The following is a 20,608-nucleotide window of genomic DNA, read 5'->3' as shown; positions in this document are numbered from 1 at the left end:
CGTTGTGGACAAACAATGAATTTCGACTCCAGACCATGTAAGCTCCGCGGTATATTGCTTCGACGTGAATCCACTATATCCGTTGCATTGATCTCACGGCGAAAAGTGCGCGGTCGTACGCTGGTGGTCAAAGAGGCGGCGGTGCCTGTCTTGCCGGGAGAATTCGCCCAACAGGCGAGCGGGAGGGCGAGCCGCAGAGTCACACTTTCCACTGCTATAATTCGCCAGAACATGGAGAAGCTCCGTCTCAGCAATATTCAAAAGCACATCGTTTCATCGCTTCGGTGGACGGCATTGCTTCTTAGCTTCGCTTCGGCCAGCCTGTGTCATGCCCAGATGGGAGTATCAACCGGGAACGGCGTGGCAACACCTGCGAAGCCTTTACCTGCCGGATTAAAGCCGCCGGTGGTGCGTTATGAGGACATTGCTGCCCAGGCAGGACTTACTGCAGTGAATGTCTCCGGGGCGGAAAAGAATAAGCAATACATCATCGAGACTACCGGAAATGGAGTCGCCATCTTCGATTACGACAACGATGGTTTGCCGGACATTCTGTTCGTCAACGGCGATCGTCTCCATGGTGGCGGCACATCTACGCCAGTGCTGTATCACAACCTTGGCGGGCTGAAGTTTGAAGATGTCACCGCCAAGGCTGGATTGACGCACACCGGATGGGGGCAGGGAGTTTGCGCCGGCGATATCGACAATGACGGGCATGTTGATCTCTTCATCACGCAATGGGGACAGAACGTTCTTTACCATAATCAGGGCAACGGCACGTTTAAGAATGAAACAGAGGAGCGTGGGTTGGCATCGCCGAAACCACGCTGGAGCACAGGATGCGCTTTTGTGGACTTCAACCGGGATGGAGCTCTGGATCTGGTCGTAGCCCACTACATTGAGTTCGATCCAGCCACGACACCACATCCGGGCGAGAAGTCGCAATGCGAATGGAAGGGACTGCCAGTGATCTGCGGGCCACGAGGACTGCAGGGCGAGACGATCTCGCTATATCAAAATGATGGGCACGGGCACTTTACCGATGTCTCTGACAAGATGCACATCACCACGCCCAAGAACTACTACTGCTTTTCCCCGCTGGTTGCGGATTTCGACAACGATGGCTGGCCGGATATCTATGTTGCCTGCGACTCCACGGCGAGCCTCTACTTTCACAATCTCAAAGGAAAGGGCTTTGAAGAAATCGGCGTGGAGTCTGGTGTTGCCTATAACGACGAAGGGCGGGCACAGGCAGGCATGGGGGTGGCGGCGGCTGACTTCAACCATAGCGGGCGTCTCGATATCTTCAAGACCAACTTTGCCGACGATACCTCAACTCTCTACAGTAATGAGGGCGCAAACAGCTTCAACGACACCACTATCGACGCGGGTCTTGCAGTCAACACGCGATACCTGGGTTGGGGCACTGCTGCGATCGACATTGACAATGATGGGTGGAAAGATCTGATTCTCGCTAATGGGCATGTGTACCCCGAAGTCGACAGCGGACATACGGGCGAGACGTTCAAGCAGAGTCGATTGCTCTACTGGAATCGCAGAGACGGTCAGTTCTTCGATCTCTCTTCTTTAGCGGGAAGCGGTATTGCTGCAGCCCATGCTTCACGCGGACTCGCTGTTGGAGACCTCAATAACGATGGCAACGAAGAGATAGTCATCGTCAATATGGGAGAGGCACCGTCGCTTCTAAAAAACGTCGCGCCGCCATTGGGCAACTCCATCCTGATACGTGCTTTGACGGCCACCGGTCGTGATGCAATTGGAGCCCGCATTACTGTCACGGCCAATGGGCGAACACAGATCGATGAGGTTCGGAGTGGTGGTTCGTATATATCTCAGAACGATTTTCGACTGCACTTTGGCTTAGCGAAAGCGACTGTAGCAAATCTTTCCATTCGTTGGCTGGACGGCAAGGTCGAAACCATCTCTTCAGTTGCTGCAGGCCAAATAGTCACCATCCAGGAAGGCAAAGGAATTGTCAGCAAAGTGCCGTACACCTCACGGAGACCTTAGTGTCGAACCTCAAAACTATTTCAAGGCTGAGTCGTGCTCTCTGCACGATGCAACATCTGACGCATGAAGTCATCTTGCGGAAAGACTTTGAGATAGTCCTCAAGCGACTTTTTTGCCTCCGGATATTGTTTGGCTTGAATGAGATTGACTACCAACATCTTCTTTGTAATGGGATTGAATGGATCCAGCTGGATTGCTTTTTCAATCAATGGCCGAGCCTCGGCAGTCTGTCCAAGATGAGTGAGAGCGTCTGCCAGATCGGCATAAGTCGTTGCGACTGCGGGGCCAGCCTGAAGCGAGCGCCGGAGATGATCAGCAGCATTGGAGAAGTTGCCGTCTTTCAGATCTCTACGTCCGAGCGCTGCTTGCACTAAAGGATCATTCGGCTGCGTCTGCTCTAGCTGGCTGAGGACTTTCAAATAAGAGGCCACGTATTCCGGTTTGTCCTGCGCAAGTTCTCCATAGGCTTGCAAGAGGGTCAGCAACGGAAGTGGATCGGCCTGCTGACCTGACACTGAACGATGAGCAGGATTGATATGGATCAAATTCGGCAGCGCAGCCGTCGTCTGCATGAAGGTGACATCGGGAAATGGCTCATCGGGAGTCGCCACGATGCGATGATTGGTGGCGGTGGAGTGTGAGATGACCTGAATGTCGCGCTGCGGCATATGGCAGCCGATGCAGTTGTCGGCAGGTTTTTGCTGCATTCGAGTTTCTAAAGGAAGTTTGCAGCTTTGGCGCGTATGGCAGGTCAAACATTTGCTGTTGAAATACGCCGGGGCCTCTTCGCGTGACGGTTCAATGTGAGGATCGTGGCAGGTGATGCAGCTAAGCTTGCCCTTGCTCGCGCGATAGCACTTGCTCAAAGTCATGGAGTAGTAATGGTCGACGTGATCCTTCGAGGGCGGAGCCTCCGGTGTAGGTGGAACCATCAGGATCGATAACGTCTCGTCGAGTGGAAGACCTGGGCGAATATCCCGGTATGTCTTGCCGGGTTTGAGAACACGTACATCGCCCGCCTGATGGCAAGCCATGCAGATGTTGTCGGCCATATATGGTGTGAGGCGGGCAGGATTGATGATCATGGTATCGGACAAAGGACCCTTCCCCGAGCTATGGACGGGTTCTCCACTCATAAGCTGTACATGTGCGGCTCCTGGCCCATGGCATCTTTCGCAGCCGATGGCTAGTTGAGAAAAAGGCGTAGCTTCGAATTTACCGTTGGTCCCGGCCACAGCATTTGGCCGACCGCTGTGACAGGAAATGCAGCCGGGAGTAATCGGACGATTAAATCCTAGATCGGCAAACTCGTATCCTGGCGAAGGTTCCCAATCCATAGCCTTGGAATAGAAAGACAGCGGCGCCTGGAAGAGATGGTGATCGTCCTGAAGGATTGCTCCAAACCCGTTGACGCCTGCTCCGATGATCCATTCGAGCTGATGAGTATCCCGAAAGCTTTCCTTGCCGTCTGCATCAAGTCCATATTCGCTTTGATAGAGTTTCCCGTCTCGGGTGAAAACTTCGAATCTGCGCTTCAATTGCGGATTGTCGTAAGTGGCGGAAGAAGAGATGTTCTTTATCAATGCTGGGGTGATCGGTGACATGGAGCGCCCCATATCGGTCTTCAAGAACTGACGATAGATCTCGAAATGGCACGAGGAACAGGAGCTGGAGCCTACATATTCTTCATTGGAGTTGTGTACTGACGGAGTGGAGGGATTCTTGGAGGTCTTCCCGTAGACTACGAATCCCGAAAGCATCGGGATGAAAAACAGGATTGTTGCGAATCCTGCGCGACGCAACGTGAAGGAGCCGTTTGACCGGGAATGCCTCTCGTTTCCGATAAAAGTATTCAGCCAGGTTCTGCAGACAGATGCTCTCACTTATTCCTCTTTTTCTGCGTAGATGACCGTATTACAAGAGTTGGCTCGAGCACAGTGGTCTGGGTATGAGGCATTTGCTTGGACTCGATTAAATTGAGTGCAAGTTCTGCAGCGTGTTGGCCCACCATCTGGCTGCGCTGGTCGATGCTCGAAAGAGGAACTCGAAGCCAATCATTATTAGGCAGATTGCCGCATCCGATCAAGGCAATGTCTTCCGGAATTCTTAGGCCTGACTCGAGGATTGTGCTCATGGCACCAATCGCGAGCGGATCGTTGAAGCAGAAGACGCCGTCAGGCTTCGGGTTTCGCTCCAGTAGCAGGCGCATAGCCTCTGCACCCCGGCGGGTTGTTTCGATATCGACATAGTTTCTGCGTACAACGTAGTCATTCGAAAAGAAAAGATTGTTATCGCGGAGGGCTTCCTTGTAGCCTTCGAATCGGCCGTTGCCCGGACTGTTGTCTTGTCCGCGGATGTGCGCGATGCGACGACAACCCATGCTGACGAGGTGTTCTGTCGCAAGATATCCAGCTCTCTTGTCATTGATGCCGACAAAGTTGGCGTCGACGCCGTCCAAGTCTCGATCAATGAGGACATACGGCTGAGCTTTGCTGTTCATCCGCTCGAATTGCTGAATATCCGACCCAACGGACGCAATGATGAGCGCGTCCATATGACGCCCCAGAAGCCGCGATATCTCTTCCTTTTCGCGCTCCGCATCTTCTTCTGAGGAAGACACAATCAGGGAATAGCCTCTGTCTCGAATGACATCTGACAGAGCAATCGCGATCTCCGCAAAAAACGGATGCAGCAAGCTGGGAGCGATCAGGCCAATCAGAAAACTGCGGCCGGTAACAAGACTGCGCGCAAGGGAATTTGGCTGGTAGTCCAGCTCCTTGACTCGTTCCAATACGCGCCTGCGAGTCGACTCGCCAATGTCGGGATGATCGCGGAGAACCTTGGAGACGGTAGCCTGCGAAAGGCCGAGGTCCCTAGCTATGTCCTTCATTCGGATCGTCATTTACCAGGCGTCCTGACACTCCGATCTGCTCTCTTCACGCTTGCTCTGAAGCGGCGGTCTGCGAAACTTTTACTGAGCCGCATACTATAGCGGATACCCTCCTACCCAAGCAAACCTGAGAGCCAAAACTATGCGCCAAAGGTGCAGGTTGGTCATCCATCTTTCAAAGATGTTGCATCTCCACCGAAAGGTTGACTTTTTCACTTGACAAAGTCATTGTGCGCGAATAAAAGTTGGTTCCACCTTATTAAAGTATTCGGAACAGTTACCGTTTTCCTTGGGCCATGAGTCTTCCGTAAAAAAAGCCATCCACGAGATGGCGGGATTAGATCAGCACCGATTAAGGGAGGTTCCTCCGATGACACGTTACTCGCAAAGCTTTACCAGGCAAATTGTTGGCTTGTTTCCAGGAATGTACAAAGCCTGTTTTGTCGGTCTTCTTCTACTCCTGTTCGCAGGTTCGGCGGGAGCCCAGGTTTCAACCGCTTCGGTCAATGGAGTCATTCGGGATCCCAATGGCGCGGTAATTGCGGGTGCAACGATCGAATTGAAGAATACCGCGACATCGGTTGTGCACCAGTCTGTCTCCAACAGTTCGGGAGCCTATGTCTTTCTTGACATTACTCCTGGCCGCTATACCGTTCAGGCGAGTGCCACGGGCTTCAATCCGCAAAAAGTTCCTGAATTTGTCCTATCGGTCGACCAGACCGCAACGCTCAACTTTAAGCTTGCGATAGGTACCCAGAACCAAGTTGTCACAGTTGACGCTACCGCAGCCCAACTCGATGTGAGCGGCGCGAGTTTGGGAACTGTAATTGAGACCAAGCAGGTCAACGATCTTCCCTTGAATGGACGTAACTTTACTTCTTTGCTGTCGCTTACTCCAGGCGTAGTTCCGATCATGACTGGACAGAGCGGCGGCATGTCCGGTAGCGGTGGATTCGGTGCTGCTGTCGCCATCGGCTCCGACTACTCTTTTCCTTCCATCAACGGACAGACAAACCGCAGCGACTTCTTCCTGATGGATGGACTTTACAACTACGGTGCAATCGAGAGCACCTATGCCATCGCACCAATCATCGACGCAATTCAGGAGTTCAAAGTCGTCTCGCATACCGATGATGCGGAATACGGTTCCGTACTTGGTGGCGTAGTGAATATCGTCACGAAGAGCGGTACCAATGAGTTTCACGGTTCTGGTTGGGAGTACGTTCGCAACACAGCCTTCGATGCGCGCAATTATTTTCTGCCGGCGTCCCAGTCCAAGCCTTCTTTCCACCAGAATCAGTTCGGCGGCTCAATCGGCGGCCCCGTGATAATCCCGAAGCTCTACAACGGCAGAAACAAGTCCTTCTTCTTTGGCGCTTATCAGGGGTATCGCTATTCGACACCGCAGGATAGTACGATCCTGGTGCCCACCGATGCGGAATTGGCTGGGAACGAAGCCGACAACAATCAACTTCAGATCTACAATCCGTTTCAGACTACGCCAACGATCGACAAAAATGGTAATCCCAACTTCACCCGCCCGGCATTTGCTGGCAACCAGATCCCTTCCAATCTGATCGATCAGCGAATGGTGGCCTATGCGAAGTTTATCTTCCCCGCGCCAGGCCCATGCTTCCAATTCGGTAGTGGCGGTACGTGCGCAGCCAATGCAATTGACGCTACTCCATTGACGCAAAAGCAGAACGAGTTCGATATCCGCGGAGATCAGAGCTTTGGAACCAAAGACACTGCCTGGTTCCGTTACAGCTTCATCAACAGCACAGTCAACTCTTCTGGCGGGTTGCCAGGACTGCTGACTGACCACGAGATTGATGGGCGCAACTGGGGTGGCAGCTTTGTTCACATCTTCAGCCCCACTCAGATCCTGCAGGTGCAATATGCGCGTACCACTGTGTCTGATAACTCAGCGACGCGCTTCACCAAATCAACTGCCGACATCATCTCGACAATAGGCTTTTCCGATGCCTTTGCCAGCGGCTTTGCTGGGGCAAATGGCGGCGCTCTGCTCCCGGGCCCGGGCATCAGCAACTATGGCAATGGCGGCGAGAGCATCAACGATACACCCAAGGCCACGGACAGCCATGAGGTTCGTGGTTCCTACACGAAGATCATGGGCAATCATGAAATTAAATTTGGTGCAGGGTTCGATACCGTGAACTTTGCCAGCCCGTTGTCCCAGATTGGTCTCAACTTTTCGGCTCCGCAGACCGGGAATCCATCCATCCTGGGTTCCGACGGCAAACCTGTTTCTAACGGCGACGCTCTGGCATCTTTTCTGCTGAATGTGCCTAGTGGCGCCAGCCGCCGCAACGTGGATGAGACAGAGCGCCCCGGCGGGCTGCTAAGTGTCTTCCTTCAGGATTCCTGGAAGACTACCCCACGGCTCACCCTGAATTACGGTTTGCGCTACGACTACCCTTTCCTGCCAGCGTATGGAACCAACGCAAACATCGGCAAGCAGGGAGGCCCGGAAACCGGCGACATGGATTGGGGAACCGGGAATTACATCATCCAGAAGTTGCCGCCGTCTTGCAACTCGCGCGGTTTCGCTCCCTGCATCCCCGGCGACGGCACCCTGCCTGCTCATGTCATTGTGAGCCCCAACGGCAAGATCTCTCATAACGTCAATTCGAACCTTGGGCCAAGATTTGGCTTCGCCTTCAAAGTCGACGACAAAACGGTGATGCATGGTGCTTACGGCATCGTCTTTGATGACTGGGCTGCAGTTACCCAGATGGCCCAGAACATCGAGGGGTCATGGCCTGATATTGGACAGCAGATCGCAAGTTCGCTCACCAACGTTCCCACCACCAGTCAACTTACACCGAATGTAACCGCCCAGAATCCTTTCAACGCAAGCGGGTCCGGGCTCTTTCCGCCTGCCACGCCCTTCACAAGCAATCAGTGGTTCTATGACCCGCACATTAAGAACCCTTACTCGGAGCAGTGGAACTTCGGGGTGCAGCGACAGTTGAACGGCTCCCTGGCTCTGAGAATAGACTATGTCGGCTCTGCTTCTCATCGTACGAACGTCGGCGGGCAATACAACACGGCTCTCACGCCCGGTCCGGGTACTCCGCAGTCACGAGCGCCTTATCCATACAGTATTCCAACCTTTTACGACCGCAGCATCGGTAATGGCAGTTACAACGCTCTCCAGGTGCAGTTGGATAAGCGCTACACCAACGGCTTCTCTTACCAGGTTGCATATACCTGGTCTAAATCAATGGCCGAAGATGACGGCTGGTTTGGTGTGGAAGGAACGGTGGTGCAGGATGCGTATCATCCCGGGGCTTCATACGGCTTGTCCGGGACCAATATCCCCCAAGTCTTCGTGGCCAACTCTCTTTATGAAATCCCGGTTGGCAAAGGCAAGAGATTTTCAACTGGCAATCGCTTCGTTGATTATGTCGTTGGAAATTGGCAGATCAATAATATCTTCACGTGGCGCAACGGTCAGAACTTCACTGTAAAAGACAGCAATGACGTCGCTAATATTGGAAACACAGGCTATGAATGGGCTGACCAGGTTGGCAACCCTCATCTTTCTCACCCCACCACCGCGAAATGGTTCAACACTGCGGCCTTCGCTGTCCCAGCGCAATATACCTTTGGAAACGTCGGAAGGAATAGTATGCAGGCGCAACGGTGGATCAATCTGGATAGTTCGGTCATTCGCTCCTTCCCGTTCTGGCGAGAAGACAGAATTGAATTTCGTGCGGAAGGATTCAATATTCTCAATCACCCAGTCTTTGGTGGCCCGCAGAATGACATCAGCAACACGAACTTCGGAGCCGTTACGAGCCAGGCAAATTCACCCCGGCAATTGCAGTTGAGCGGCAAGATCATATTTTGAGCAACTAAAGCATTTACCTCACTCTTTGAAATCACTCCACGCGGTCGAGTCTTCTCGGCCGCGTTTCTCTTTTGTCCTGAGTGTCAATGAATTACTAACCAATGCCTCTCAATCTATACTCCAAGCGATTAGGGTTCATGAGGAACGCATGGATTCAAAGCCGTTTTTGCCAGATATTGGCTTGCCAGGATTTTCTGCCATCAGCGATGGAGAGTCGTTGTGTAAGAAGTTGATTTAGAAGTAAGGCCATGTTCCTTTAGGACGATTGGAAGTTATAGTAATTACCATGGAGCAACGAAGATTTCCTTAGAGAGAAAAGGGATTTCGTTGTTCGTATATCCCCATTCGAAAGCGAAGCAATGCAGATTCCAACTGTTGAAGGTTCTAAGCCTAAGGTTCAAATTCGCTCTGGAGAGTCACGAGCCGTGGAGGTTGCGTGGTTTTCTGCTATCTGCTCGGAAGACTATGAGTTTCTCGGTGTGCCAGATGGAACTCTTCGCAGCAGCTTCAAACATTGTTCCGACGTTGTGCGCACTGCGGACCGGTTGGGCTACCAGAATATTCTGCTTCCTAGTGGATATGAGGTTGGACAAGATCCGCTAACCTTTGCTGCAGCCGTTGGGCCAAGTCTTGAACAGATCTCCCAACTGGTTGCTATTCGATGCGGCGAAGTTCATCCGCCGATGTTAGCGCGAGCAATTTCTACGCTCGATCACATATTGCAGGGTAGACTGACGATCAACATCATCTCTTCCGATCTGGCTGGAACTCGTGCCGACTCCGCGACACGTTATCAGCGAAGCCGCGAAGTAATCGAAATTCTCAAGCAGGCATGGACCCAGGATCGTATCCAATATAAAGGTCAGTTCTATAACTTCGACCTGGAGAGTCTGCCTGTAAAGCCTTATCAGCAGAATGGTGGGCCACTGCTTTATTTTGGCGGTATATCTCCAGATGCACGAACTCTTGCGGCTGAACACTCTGATGTTTACCTGATGTGGCCTGAAACCGAAGAGAGGATGGCGGCGACGATCCAGTCGGTTTCAGAGGAGGCGGCTTCTTTCGGCCGGCAAGTTGATTTCGGTCTGCGCATTCATGTCATCGTTCGGGAGACTGAGGCCGAGGCGCATGCCGCTGCTGAACGTCTCATCTCTCGGCTTGATCTTGAAAAAGGAAAAGAGATCAAGGCTCGGTCGCTGGACCGGACATCTGTCGGTGTTGCGCGTCAAGAAGAGATGCGCGCGCAATCGACTGATCTATATCTCGAACCAAATTTGTGGGCAGGAATTGGGCTGGCCCGTTCCGGGTGCGGTAGTGCAATTGTCGGAGATCCAGACCAGGTCTATGCCAAGATGCAACGCTATATTGATATGGGGTTCAGGGCTTTTATCTTGTCGGGCTATCCGCACATCGACGAGTGCGAGCGATTTGCAAAGTGGGTTTTGCCGCGCCTGGAAACTACTCGGCTGGCGCGTGTCCAGCATCGGCTTACGGAAGAGCTTCCTGCTACGCCATTAACAACTGCAGCGAGACGCTAATAGATTCAGAAAGTCATATTGAATTGGAACGGTATCGGGATGGCCTGATCGAGGTGACCATCCCGTTTTGGTTTGCGCTGCGTTTTTGTCTTCTCCAATTACAGATTGTTCAAAGAACGCGTTTTGTCTTGCCTATAGTCTTGGTGCGCGAAAATAAAAAGTGCTATGGTTCCAAGCAAGGGCATCAACGCGACAAGAAAGAACACTGGCGCATAGGAAAAGCGATCGACTAGTACACCCGTTAGTAACGGAAAGATAAGGCCGCTCAGGCCTGATGCAACTCCGGAAAATCCGGTCACTCGTCCGAGCTCACGTTCTTGAAAAAGATCGGTCATGCTGCCAAACATATTTGCGGACAGAAAGTTATCCGCGAACATGGCAACGCCGATTAATAGAAACGCAATGACGATACTAGCCGTATGGGGCACCAACAAGCTCGCGATGCATAGGATGCTACTTGAGTACATCGTTAGTTGGCGCACTCTGTATATGCTTGCGCCTTGCTTCTGTAGCCATCCTGCAGCCCATCCACCGGCGAAACCGCCAAAATCGCCTAGCAGGAATGGAATCCACCCTAAAAATCCAAGCTGCGTCATGGTGAGGTGACGCACGCTGAAGAGATAACTTGGAATCCAGTACCAGTAGAACTGTATTACCGGCCCAATGAAGAAGCGGCAGAGCATGACTGCCCACAGTGATCGATTTGCAATGAGATCGCGCAAGGGAACATTGGGCGATGGTGGGTTATGTGCGAGTTCGGTTGTAGCAATTTTCTGTTCAACGCGGGTCGGCTCACGGTAGATGAACCACCATAGAGGAACCCATAGCAGGCCTAACGATGCAGATAACAGGAATGCCGCACGGAATCCAAAGCGTTGCATCAGGTACACGATTAACGGCGTGGCGACTGTTGCGCCAATCATGCTGCCGCTGTTGAAGATGCCAATTGCGAGAGTTCGTTCCTTCTTTGTGAACAGGCGCGCGACTACCTTCATTCCGCCGGAGTAATTTCCGCATTCGCCGGTGCCCATCCAAAAGCGAGTCAAGCCGAGCTGTGTGCCGGTGCGCGTCAGGCTTTGCATGCCTGTTGCTCCGGACCACCAGAGCACAGCACCCATCAAACCGAGACGAACGCCCCAGCGGTCCATCAACGCACCCATCGGCAATTCGCCAGTCATCATGCCGAATTGGAATGCCGCAACAACACGCCCATACTGCTCGTTGGTGAGATGAAGTACTTCGCGCAGAACCGGAGCAAGCACAGAGACTGTCTGCCGGTCGATAAAATTGATGACGGTAATGGCGAAGAGAAGGCCCAGAACAAACCATCGACGCTTGCCGCCAGTGTGAATGACACCGTCGTGCTGTTTTTCAGATGTGGCCAGAGGCACCATTCCTCTAACTCTTCTTCCTCGGTGAGATTTCGTCAGGTGATGTTGCGACAGTCTTGAGCCAATATGACTTTACCGCCATCAGAACCGGAACTGAGGCAGCGATACCTGCCTCAAGCGGTGCATTGAGAGATTCGCCTTGTGTAATGGCGTCCAGGAAGTTCTTTGTGTGAGCGCGCTCCAGGCTTTCCGTTGTGTCGACTCGAACTGCTTCGCCTTTTCGTGGAGTGAATGTGTATCCGTCGCGTGCAAGGTCGAGCAGGCCCTCCGTGCCTTCAAAGAGTACGGAAGGGCGATCATCTCGCAGCGGCAGAACGGAGCTCTCAAAGTTCAGGTTCCAGTTTTGATATTTGATAACCGCGCTGACCGTGTCGGGATTGTCGCGTTGATCGTGCAGTTTGTAGATACCGCCCGTTGCATATGCGGATTGGGGAGATGCGTCGTTCAGCATCCATTGAGCCACGTCAACCCAGTGGGTCAGAATGTCCGCAAGCAAGCCATTTCCATAGTCGTGAAAGTAGCGCCATGAGTCATAACGAACGGTCTCGTAGGGAACATGCGGCGCGGGCCCTAGAAAGCGTTCCCAATCCAATCTCGGCGGTTTGGGGGCGTCAGGAATATTGCGGCGCTGCCATGAGAAGTCGTGCCACACGGCGCGCACCAGCACAATCTGACCTAACTTGCCGTTGTCGAAAAACTCCTGCTTCGCCTGTTTGTAATGTGCTCCGCTACGCTGCTGCATGCCGCATTGCAGCACACGCTTTTGCTGCTGCGCGGCGTTGATCAGCTCATTTTTTTCATGCCAGCGATGAAGCGTCGGCTTTTCCAGATAGACATGCTTCTTTGCCGCCAGCGCTGCCTGCGCGATCGTGACGTGCAGATGATCGGGGGTGGAGATGAGCACTGCATCGACATCTTTGTGCGCGAGCAGATCTTCGTAGGCGTTGTAAGCCTCAGGTTTCGGCAGCTCCGATGGAAGCTCAGCCAACACCTTCTGCCGGGTCACATCATACGTATCTGCAATGGAGGTCAGTTGGGTTCGCTTGTCCGCGAGGAATGCTCCGCCGACGATGCGACCTCGACGCCCAGTGCCGATGATCCCCAGTCCAACCTTGTTGTTTGCACCAAGAATCTGTCCGTATGATCTTGCCGTCATCGCCATGGCCGTACCAGCAGCTAAAAACCTTCTTCTATTCATGCGAGGAACGTTCCTTTCAGTGCTTGAAATGGATCAGAGAGATGTGCATTCGTTGCCTCGCCAGTAGCAAGAGTCATAGCGTCGAGTAAGCAGAGCGTCTTGTAACGCTTATGAGAATCAATGTTCACGAGACTCCGAATGGTTTGCACGCATAGAGCTGCACCAATGAAGATTAGAGGAGAATTGTAAGGGAATAATGCGCGACAGAGGTGATTTTTAGGCGCAACAACAATACATGCCACGGAGGGCAGCCTGAGAGCACGGGAGATGGTCCGTTTCGACCGTGAACATAAATGAAACGATAGAGGATAGGGTGATTGCCGTCAACTTGCTACGAATTTATCTGGAGCTGATGTTGACGGAATTCGTACCTAAAGTTGAGTGGCTTGCGCTGAGCGTGATCCGACCTGGACTGCCGGGAATACTTTTGATCCAGATAGCACCTACTCCTCCAGTGTCGTCGAGAGAAAAGGGGTTGTCTCCGACGATTATGCCAGGGCCGGTTAATTGAAGATGTATCTCTCCCTTTGCATAAGCCCGTGGAGTTCCAAACTTATCGACAACTGCAAACGCTACACGAGTTGCATCGGTGCCATCTGCCTGGATCTCCATATCATCGGCGTGCAGCCAGAGCCGGTCGGAGGCCGTATCTGAAGAGAACGAGCGCGACAGCGCCTTGGTGTTTCCGGTGTATCCATCGATGCGAAGTTCTGGCTTGCTTGCACCATCTATGTTGAGATCAATGAAGAATGGAGGGTATTTGAGGTTAGGGAAGGCGTCCTTGTCGGCTTTTAGTCGTTCGTGCAGCCTGCCATCAATAAAGACTTCAAGGTAATCGCAATTTGAAAAGATCGCGGCATGCTTGCCTGGGCCGGTAGGAGTGTTTGAACCGAAATTCCAATAGAAACTGGGTTCGATAACGGGCCGTACGGATGGGTTGACCTGAGCCAAATAGAAAGATGCGCCGAGCTTGGGAATTCGGAAGGTGTCGACGATACCAGGACACTTTACGCCAGCATACGCATTCATCAGGCTGGCATAGTCAAAGGCGCACCATGCGATCACTCCGCAGCAACGCTGGTTGGTTGCCGCTCTGCTATGTGCTTCGGCGTGTAACACAGCCTGCTCGGCCTGCTCAACTGGATCACCGGCTCTGCGATATCGTCGCAGAAAATTTCTGGCCGTGCCATAGGAATACTGACCGACTGTTTCAGCGATCATATAGGGCACGCCGGGCAAGGGCTCATCGATGCCTACACTGCCATCGGCAGCGGCGTGATAGTCGTCGAATGCAAATACATCCTGATGCCAGTTTTGACGCCAATCCTTTCTGGATGAGGGCGTCATTGTTCCTGAGGTGGGGCGTGAGCCGTCCAATGATTTTGCGATTTCGCGGGTTTGGCGATAGAGTTCCGGGTCGTTGGGAGACTCATTGATGCGAACTCCCCATATGACGATTGAAGGATGGTTTCGGTCGCGGCGAACCATGTCTCCTACATTCTGAAGCGCCACATCCTGCCAGCTTTTGTCGCCGATATATTGCCAGCCCGGTATCTCCTCCCAGACCATCAATCCCAACTCATCACAGGCGTTGAAGAATGCCTTGGACTGAGGATAGTGAGAGCAGCGAACGATGTTGCAGTTCAACTGACGGCGCAGATATTCGGCGTCATGGCGTTGAGCACGATCCGGAGCAGAGAAGCCGACGTAAGGGAATAGCTCATGCCGATTTAGTCCGAAGAGTTGTAGCCGCTTGCCGTTGAGAAAAAAACCATCCAGCTCAAAACGCGCATCCCTGAATCCGACGCGTACCTTGTAGGCATGCAGCGGTTGTTTGCGGACAAAAAGAGTGACGGTCAAATCATAGAGATGAGGATTTTCTGTGTCCCACAGAATTACATCCTTCAAATCGCCAAGAACCAGGCTGACATCCTGACGATTCTGCGCGACATCAACGCTGCGGGAGGTACGTGCAATTATCTGCTTGTCCTTCTGAAGCGTCGCCACCAAGCGAACAGGTGTTGATTTGGCAATTGCGGAATCGACATTGCAATTGATCTCAAGCCGGCGATCGGCACTCAGAACGTTGACGGGTTTAGCAAAGACATCTTTGATAAATATTGGAGGGACTGCTCGCAGCTCTACAGAACCGTTGATGCCTCCGGGCAACAGGTAGTCAACCGATGCCGGGCCTTTGGGAGAGCCGGATGGCGGAACGTTGCTCCAGCGAGAGTCCACGGTGACGGAGAGCGAGTTAGATGCTCCAGTAACAAGGCTTGTGATCTCATGCTCAAACGGCAGGAAACCTCCAAGATGTTGCGGCAAAGAGTGACCGTTCACTGCTGCAGTAGCGTTTACCATGACCCTGTCGAAGTGCAGGAAGAGGCGCAGGCCGCGAAACTCCTGAGGTATCTGAAGAGGACGGCGATAGAGCCAGAGATCTTCCCAGGAGGAAGGGTCCCATTTTTGCCAGGATAGCTGGCTGACACAATGAGGCAGAGTGACTTGTGGAAGCTGACCTTCCTGATGCGATTGCTGATGTGGCGTACTCTTCGATATGCGCGCGACTGTCCAATGTTGATCTAGCGAAATTGCATGATGGGAAGGGCCTTCGAGTGACGGTAGAAGGGTGTCTCCCCAACTCTCTAAGGTTGGGATCGAGGTAAACGCGCCAAGGGCGCTTCCCGTCCGGATAAAATCGCGTCGATTAAACATCTTCCATTTCCTCTTGCTGTGTCAGCGCATCCATCATAAGCGGGCTTGCAACGAGATGAGAATTATCGTCAATGAATCCAGAATCATCTATCGGAGCGATGGTCTTTGATCAGGATGCTGCGACCTGATATGGAGAATTATTGCAAGATCTTTCTAAGATTGTTGTAGCTGATTTTGATGCTTTCGAGCGGCGGAATTTCTGTCTGGTCCTGCTCCACAAAGAAGTAGGGAACATGGAGGGGCGAGGCCGCAACCCAGATGGCCTTGAAGTTGATTGTGCCTGTGCCCACTTCGGTGAAGTGCGCGGGAGCACCCGGTTTGGCGGAGGTAGGTACGTTGGGTTTTCGATCCTTGAAGTGAAGTGTTTGCAGGCGCTCGCCGTATTTGTGGATCATCGCAACGGGGTCCGCGCCAGCCTGCGTCACCCAGTAACAATCCATTTGCCACTTCACTAATTTGGGATCTGTCTCCTTCATCAGAATCTCAAGTCCAGTTACACCGTCAAAGCTTTGAAATTCGATGTTGTGGTTGTGGAAGCCGAACTCCATGCCATACTTCGCGGCTTCCTGTCCCCATTGGTTATATTGCGCTGCAAACTCTTTGAACGCGTCAGCGGAGTTCGCTTTTTGAAAAGGGGGCGCGCCTACAACGATGTACTTCACACCGAGTTCTTTGGCGTAATCGAATTTCTCACTCAAATCTGTATATCCGAAGTGTGCGCTGGGAAGGAACAAATCAGCATCGCTGATCATCTGGCGCAGTTCTTTTGCCGGGCGGGAATATTGTGCAGCGAAAGTTTCCACTGAACGATAGCCGATCTTGCGGACAGCGGCCAGGACACCCGGTGTATCTGCCTGAATGTCCTTACGTACTGTATAGAGTTGCAACCCGAAGGCCCGCGATGGAGGAGCTGTGGCATAGGCAATGCGGGGAAGGCTAGACATGGCCAGCGCCGCGCTGGCTGAGGCGAGAAACGATCTTCGGGTATACATAGCCACCTTTAAAAGTCGTGTACAGCACAGATATTCGTCGAGTACGTAACGAAGACGAAGTATACCGCTGAACTTCTTCAGATAGAGAATCAATCAGGCGCGTTCCTGTAATGACAGGGCCACGCCTGATTGTTTGTGTGATTGATGTCTAAAACAGCACCTTCGCCCCGAACTGAAATACGCGCGGCGAGTTGGCTCCTGTGATGTGGCCGAAACTTCCAGTAGAAGAGACTGTGGCCCCAGGATTGTTCAGGTTGGTGTGGTTGAACAGGTTGAAAGCTTCTGCACGAAACTGTCCGTGAATGCGGCGCTCTGGGAACACGTCCTTGAATAGAGAAGCATCTACATCGGTGTAGCCTGGGCCGCGTAGGAAATTGCGTGACGTATCGCCGAAGGTTCCGGTTGCCGCCTGTACGAAGGCGGCGGGATTGAAGTATTTGGTAAGTCTGGAAGCTCCTGAAGGACGTGCAGGACTTACCCCAGGAACTGCATCGGCGTAGTCGTTTCCGATGCCGGAGAGAGAGCGATCGGTGCCGCTCAGGATAGTGAAGGGCATTCCAGTTTGCACAAAGATGATGGAGTTCGCCTGCCATCCATTGACGACGGCTCCTGCAAATTTGTTCACTTGGAGCTTGGGCAGGAAATAGTTGATTGATGCATTGAACCGGATCTTCTGATCGAAATCGGCAGGGCCATAAGCGCTCGCCAGATTGAACGGATTAGGCGGTCCTGAGTTGCCCTCGGTCGCGCTGGAGTTATTGTCGAAGACCTTTGAGTACACCAGATTGGTCAGCAAGGTAAGGTTATGCGTCACGCGGCGAGTGACATTGACCTGAAGCGAGTTGTAGTTCGCATATTCGTAGGAATCGGCTAACTCGACCGCACCCAGACCGGGATAAAGGCGGCGAGATTGTTCATTTGCTACGGTTGCACCCGGAGCGTAGACCGCGGGATTGAACTGCCTCGATCCCATTACGTGTAAGGCGTGATTGCCTACATATGCGATGGACAGCGCGAAATTCCAAGGGAGTTGTTGCTCGACGGTAAGGTTGTAGTCCTCGGTGTATGCCACTTTGGCAGCAGGATTGAGGACGCCGCCGGAGAAGGGCGTGATGAAGTTGTAGGTAGCGAACTGTGACCGGCTTACACTGCCGCGAGGGAAGGGGGATCCACCTGCGAAGTTGGCATAGACGTTGTCCCATTGTGGCGGGTTGACGAGATTGAGATAAAGGTTGACCGGCTGCGCCGCATCGGTGCGCTGGTAGAGCAGACCTTCGGGAAAACCGTAGAAGATTCCGAACGCTCCGCGGACTACAGTTTTGCCTGCGCCATGTACGTTATAGGCAAAGCCAAAGCGCGGCGCGAGATCGAGATAGTTGTTTTTGAAGACGGCGGGGTGAGAGCCCGGATCGCCGTTGAACTGCAAGCCTACAGGCGCACCCGGCGCGATGGTCGATTTGAAGCCGGGGAGGAAGCCGACCAGCGTGTTGTTCTTGTCGATGGGAGGAATCCAGGGATCCCAGCGCAGGCCAATGTTGAGAGTCAGATCATGAGTCAGCTTCCAGTCATCCTGGAAGAAGAGAGACGGGCGCCATTCGCGAAGGTAGAATTTTCGACCGTTGTCCTGAAAGAACGATGATTCATAACCCGTGTAGAAGTCGGCGTAGGCGTTGCCGCTGGTCACGCCAGCAGGCAGGATTGTGCCGGAAGGCGCCTGTGTGCGCTGTCCGTTGAAGGTGTTATCTCCTGGCACATAAGAAAAGTCAGTTGCATCGATTCGAGTCCGCTCAAGGGCACCGCCAAGCGTAAACGTGTTGGCGCCAACCAGCTTCACGACTTCACCTTTGAATTCAAATGAAGTGGAATCCTGCGTGAGAGCGCCGCCGGAAAAGACATCGACGTAGCCCGAGATGTTGTCACGGACACCTGGGAAGATCGGTACATTGAAGGTTCCGAGCGGTACGTTTTGGCCAAGTGATTGAAGTGTTTTCAGGCCAGGCGCTTCAGGAATTTGAGTGCGGGCAAATCGGCCACCGGTCACGTAACCTGTTGCGGTGAGTGTTGGGCTGAAGATGTGCGTATCGCTGAGCGTCAGAGACTGATTGCGGAAAAGGTTGGCTGCGTAGAAGCCGAGAGGCGCGGTGAAGGCGCGTTGAAAGTTGTCCTGATTGTAGAAATAGCGGCCACTCAGGTGATTGTTATCTGTGAGAGCGTGATCGATGCGGATCAAATACTGGGTGCTGTCGATGTTTGCATTGGTAAGGCTTGTGAACGTATTGGTGGTCGGGCTGTTCGGGTTCAGTACGCCTGGGGTAGCGGCCAGATATTGGTTGTAGACCGCTTTGGAGAGCGCATCCATTGGAGTCGTAATGATGTTTCCGGGATAGGGCTTTCCAGTGGCAGGGTTGAAGATCTGTACGCCCTTGGTGCAGATTCCCGTCGTAGAACTGAAGGTGCCGGAGGTGCAGAGACTGGAGAAGTCACCGGCTACTTGGGCGGCCGTTGGGAGCGTGAGTGTCGCGGGATTTGGTGAAGAGCGTTGCTGAAGATCTTCTGCTGAGAAGAAGAAGAAGGTCTTGTCGCGACGGATCGGCCCGCCCACAGTGCCGCCGAACTGATTGAGTTTGTAAGGTGGCAGGATGATTGCGCCGGTAGGGCTCTTTACAGGAAAGTAGTTATTGGCATCGAGGACCGTGTTCCGAAAAAACTCGAATGCCGAGCCATGGATTTTATTGGTGCCCGACCGCGAAGAGAGTTGAACAAGAGCTCCTGCTCCGGCATAGGCTGCGCTGTAATTGGCGGCCTGGATGGTGAACTCCTGGAGTGCATCGGGACTGGGTAAGATCGGCACAGAGTCGAAGAAGCGATCTACATACAAGGCTCCGTCGAGCTGAAAGTTGTTTTGCGTGGCGCGCAAGCCATTGACTGTCAGCCCCTGGTTGTCCTGTTGTCCGCTCTCTGTTCCGGTATTCGTCAACCTCGCGCCCGGGGTCAGTGTGGTGAGCTGTAGAGGATTTCGGCCGTTGAGAGGGAGATCCTGCATCTGCTTCTCATCGATCGACTGGGCGACAGTGGAGGTGGTGGTTTGAATCTGCTGCGTGTCGGCTTCAACGGTGAACGACTGAGTCTGCGAGCCGACAGCGAGAGTGATATCGAGCCCGATGGTTTGACCTGTTAGCAGTTCTGTTCCTTCACGCGTCTGGGAGCTGAATCCTGGCTTTGAAACCTGTAGTTCGTAGCGGCCAATGGGCAGATTGGGAAACACAAAGACACCGCTGTTAGTGGTTTGCGTTGAACGCGTCTGAGCAGTTTGTGTGTTCGTGACTGTGACACTGGCATCTGGAATCGCCGCGCCGGTCGAGTCGCTGACCGTACCGCGAATATTTCCTGTCGATTGTGCAGAGAGTTGGCCAACACCTAAAAGAAGAGCAAGAACAAGTCCTGGAGAGAGAAGATCGCGAAGTTTGTAGTGCATGTATTCCTTTCAGAAACCCCGAGAGGGACTTAAGAGGTATGTATTGCGGAGGGATAGGTCCTCGGCCTAATCACAAAAACTCTGATAGAAGCTTTCGCGGCGAAATACATCATCTGGAATGCTGATGGCGTACTAGCTTAGAGCAAGAAACAAATGTGGGAGGAGAAAAAAAGAAAAACCCACGCATGTGCCGGATAGCTTGCGTGGGAACCGAAAAAGATGCTTTGAAATCTCTTCGTTATGACCCGAAATTATCCACGCAGCTGCGCCTGCTCACAACAGGAGCAACAACAAATCAGCGGCATAGTATCCATCGTCATTAGCTTTGAACAATAACAAGATAGAAGCGAGAGGTCAACTTAGAATTTCTCTTTTGAGAACTGCCGACCGTCCTTCTTTATCTGGAGTGGTTCGTCGCCGTTTCGAGGTTAACTATGACCAAGCTATGCGAAACAAGCGAATGAGGATGAGGGGTGGGGAGACCCAGTGTGGATGCTCCAG

Annotated in this window: 10 protein-coding genes; 3 read left to right on the top strand and 7 right to left on the bottom strand. The window is 52.8% G+C overall.

The genetic code is table 11. The annotated features are described in order from the left end of the window. Positions 1–231 precede the first annotated feature (231 nt). The gene (locus IEW09_RS00495; RefSeq protein ID WP_229738976.1) at positions 232–2,031 is read left to right on the top strand and encodes a CRTAC1 family protein; all 1,800 of its coding nucleotides are present in this window, start codon (positions 232–234) and stop codon (positions 2,029–2,031) included. 20 nt (positions 2,032–2,051) lie between these two features. On the opposite strand, the gene IEW09_RS00490 is transcribed toward IEW09_RS00495, so the two are convergent. Both IEW09_RS00490 and IEW09_RS00485 read right to left on the bottom strand, forming a co-directional pair. Beyond that, positions 2,052–3,659 carry a tetratricopeptide repeat protein gene (locus IEW09_RS00490; protein WP_188552224.1) on the bottom strand — a complete coding sequence of 536 codons (1,608 nt, stop codon included), beginning with the start codon at positions 3,657–3,659 and terminating at the stop codon, positions 2,052–2,054. 251 nt (positions 3,660–3,910) lie between these two features. Beyond that, complete coding sequence (locus IEW09_RS00485) at positions 3,911–4,933, bottom strand: LacI family DNA-binding transcriptional regulator (RefSeq protein ID WP_188552223.1); 1,023 nt, start codon at positions 4,931–4,933, stop codon at positions 3,911–3,913. 358 nt (positions 4,934–5,291) lie between these two features. On the opposite strand from IEW09_RS00485, the gene IEW09_RS00480 reads away from it, so the two are divergent. Next, positions 5,292–8,798: a TonB-dependent receptor gene (locus tag IEW09_RS00480; RefSeq protein ID WP_229738975.1), complete on the top strand. Its 3,507-nt coding sequence runs from the start codon at positions 5,292–5,294 to the stop codon at positions 8,796–8,798. Positions 8,799–9,157: 359 nt separating this feature from the next. Continuing rightward, entirely contained in the window at positions 9,158–10,336 is a 1,179-nt protein-coding gene (locus tag IEW09_RS00475; protein WP_188552222.1) for an LLM class flavin-dependent oxidoreductase, read from the top strand. A gap of 98 nt (positions 10,337–10,434) precedes the next feature. On the opposite strand, the gene IEW09_RS00470 is transcribed toward IEW09_RS00475, so the two are convergent. From IEW09_RS00470 to IEW09_RS00450, 5 genes are all read right to left on the bottom strand, one after another. Then, positions 10,435–11,730 (bottom strand): MFS transporter, encoded by a 1,296-nt coding sequence (locus tag IEW09_RS00470; RefSeq protein ID WP_188552221.1) that lies wholly within the window; start codon positions 11,728–11,730, stop codon positions 10,435–10,437. 4 nt (positions 11,731–11,734) lie between these two features. After that, complete coding sequence (locus IEW09_RS00465; protein ID WP_188552220.1) at positions 11,735–12,925, bottom strand: Gfo/Idh/MocA family protein; 1,191 nt, start codon at positions 12,923–12,925, stop codon at positions 11,735–11,737. Between the two features lie 339 nt (positions 12,926–13,264). Then, a complete protein-coding gene (locus tag IEW09_RS00460) occupies positions 13,265–15,640 on the bottom strand; it encodes a glycoside hydrolase family 2 protein (protein WP_188552219.1) in 2,376 nt (791 codons plus the stop codon). A 137-nt stretch (positions 15,641–15,777) separates the two neighbouring features. Further along, positions 15,778–16,725 (bottom strand): sugar phosphate isomerase/epimerase family protein, encoded by a 948-nt coding sequence (locus IEW09_RS00455; protein ID WP_188552218.1) that lies wholly within the window; start codon positions 16,723–16,725, stop codon positions 15,778–15,780. A gap of 55 nt (positions 16,726–16,780) precedes the next feature. Beyond that, entirely contained in the window at positions 16,781–20,107 is a 3,327-nt protein-coding gene (locus IEW09_RS00450) for a carboxypeptidase-like regulatory domain-containing protein (protein WP_188552217.1), read from the bottom strand. Positions 20,108–20,608: the final 501 nt, after the last annotated feature.

The sequence above is a fragment of the Edaphobacter dinghuensis genome, assembly GCF_014640335.1.
Taxonomy (GTDB): domain Bacteria; phylum Acidobacteriota; class Terriglobia; order Terriglobales; family Acidobacteriaceae; genus Edaphobacter; species Edaphobacter dinghuensis.
The sequence above is the reverse complement of the archived record's forward strand: the minus strand, read 5'-3'. Positions and strand labels throughout refer to the sequence as shown.

What these genes read in the sequence shown, in the direction of transcription:
- IEW09_RS00465 (WP_188552220.1), bottom strand. Translation starts at nt 12,925, where the DNA reads ATGAATAGAAGAAGGTTTTTAGCTGCTGGTACGGCCATGGCGATGACG.
- IEW09_RS00470 (WP_188552221.1), bottom strand. Translation starts at nt 11,730, where the DNA reads ATGGTGCCTCTGGCCACATCTGAAAAACAGCACGACGGTGTCATTCAC.
- IEW09_RS00495 (WP_229738976.1), top strand. Translation starts at nt 232, where the DNA reads ATGGAGAAGCTCCGTCTCAGCAATATTCAAAAGCACATCGTTTCATCG.
- IEW09_RS00480 (WP_229738975.1), top strand. Translation starts at nt 5,292, where the DNA reads ATGACACGTTACTCGCAAAGCTTTACCAGGCAAATTGTTGGCTTGTTT.
- IEW09_RS00475 (WP_188552222.1), top strand. Translation starts at nt 9,158, where the DNA reads ATGCAGATTCCAACTGTTGAAGGTTCTAAGCCTAAGGTTCAAATTCGC.
- IEW09_RS00450 (WP_188552217.1), bottom strand. Translation starts at nt 20,107, where the DNA reads ATGCACTACAAACTTCGCGATCTTCTCTCTCCAGGACTTGTTCTTGCT.
- IEW09_RS00460 (WP_188552219.1), bottom strand. Translation starts at nt 15,640, where the DNA reads ATGTTTAATCGACGCGATTTTATCCGGACGGGAAGCGCCCTTGGCGCG.
- IEW09_RS00485 (WP_188552223.1), bottom strand. Translation starts at nt 4,933, where the DNA reads ATGACGATCCGAATGAAGGACATAGCTAGGGACCTCGGCCTTTCGCAG.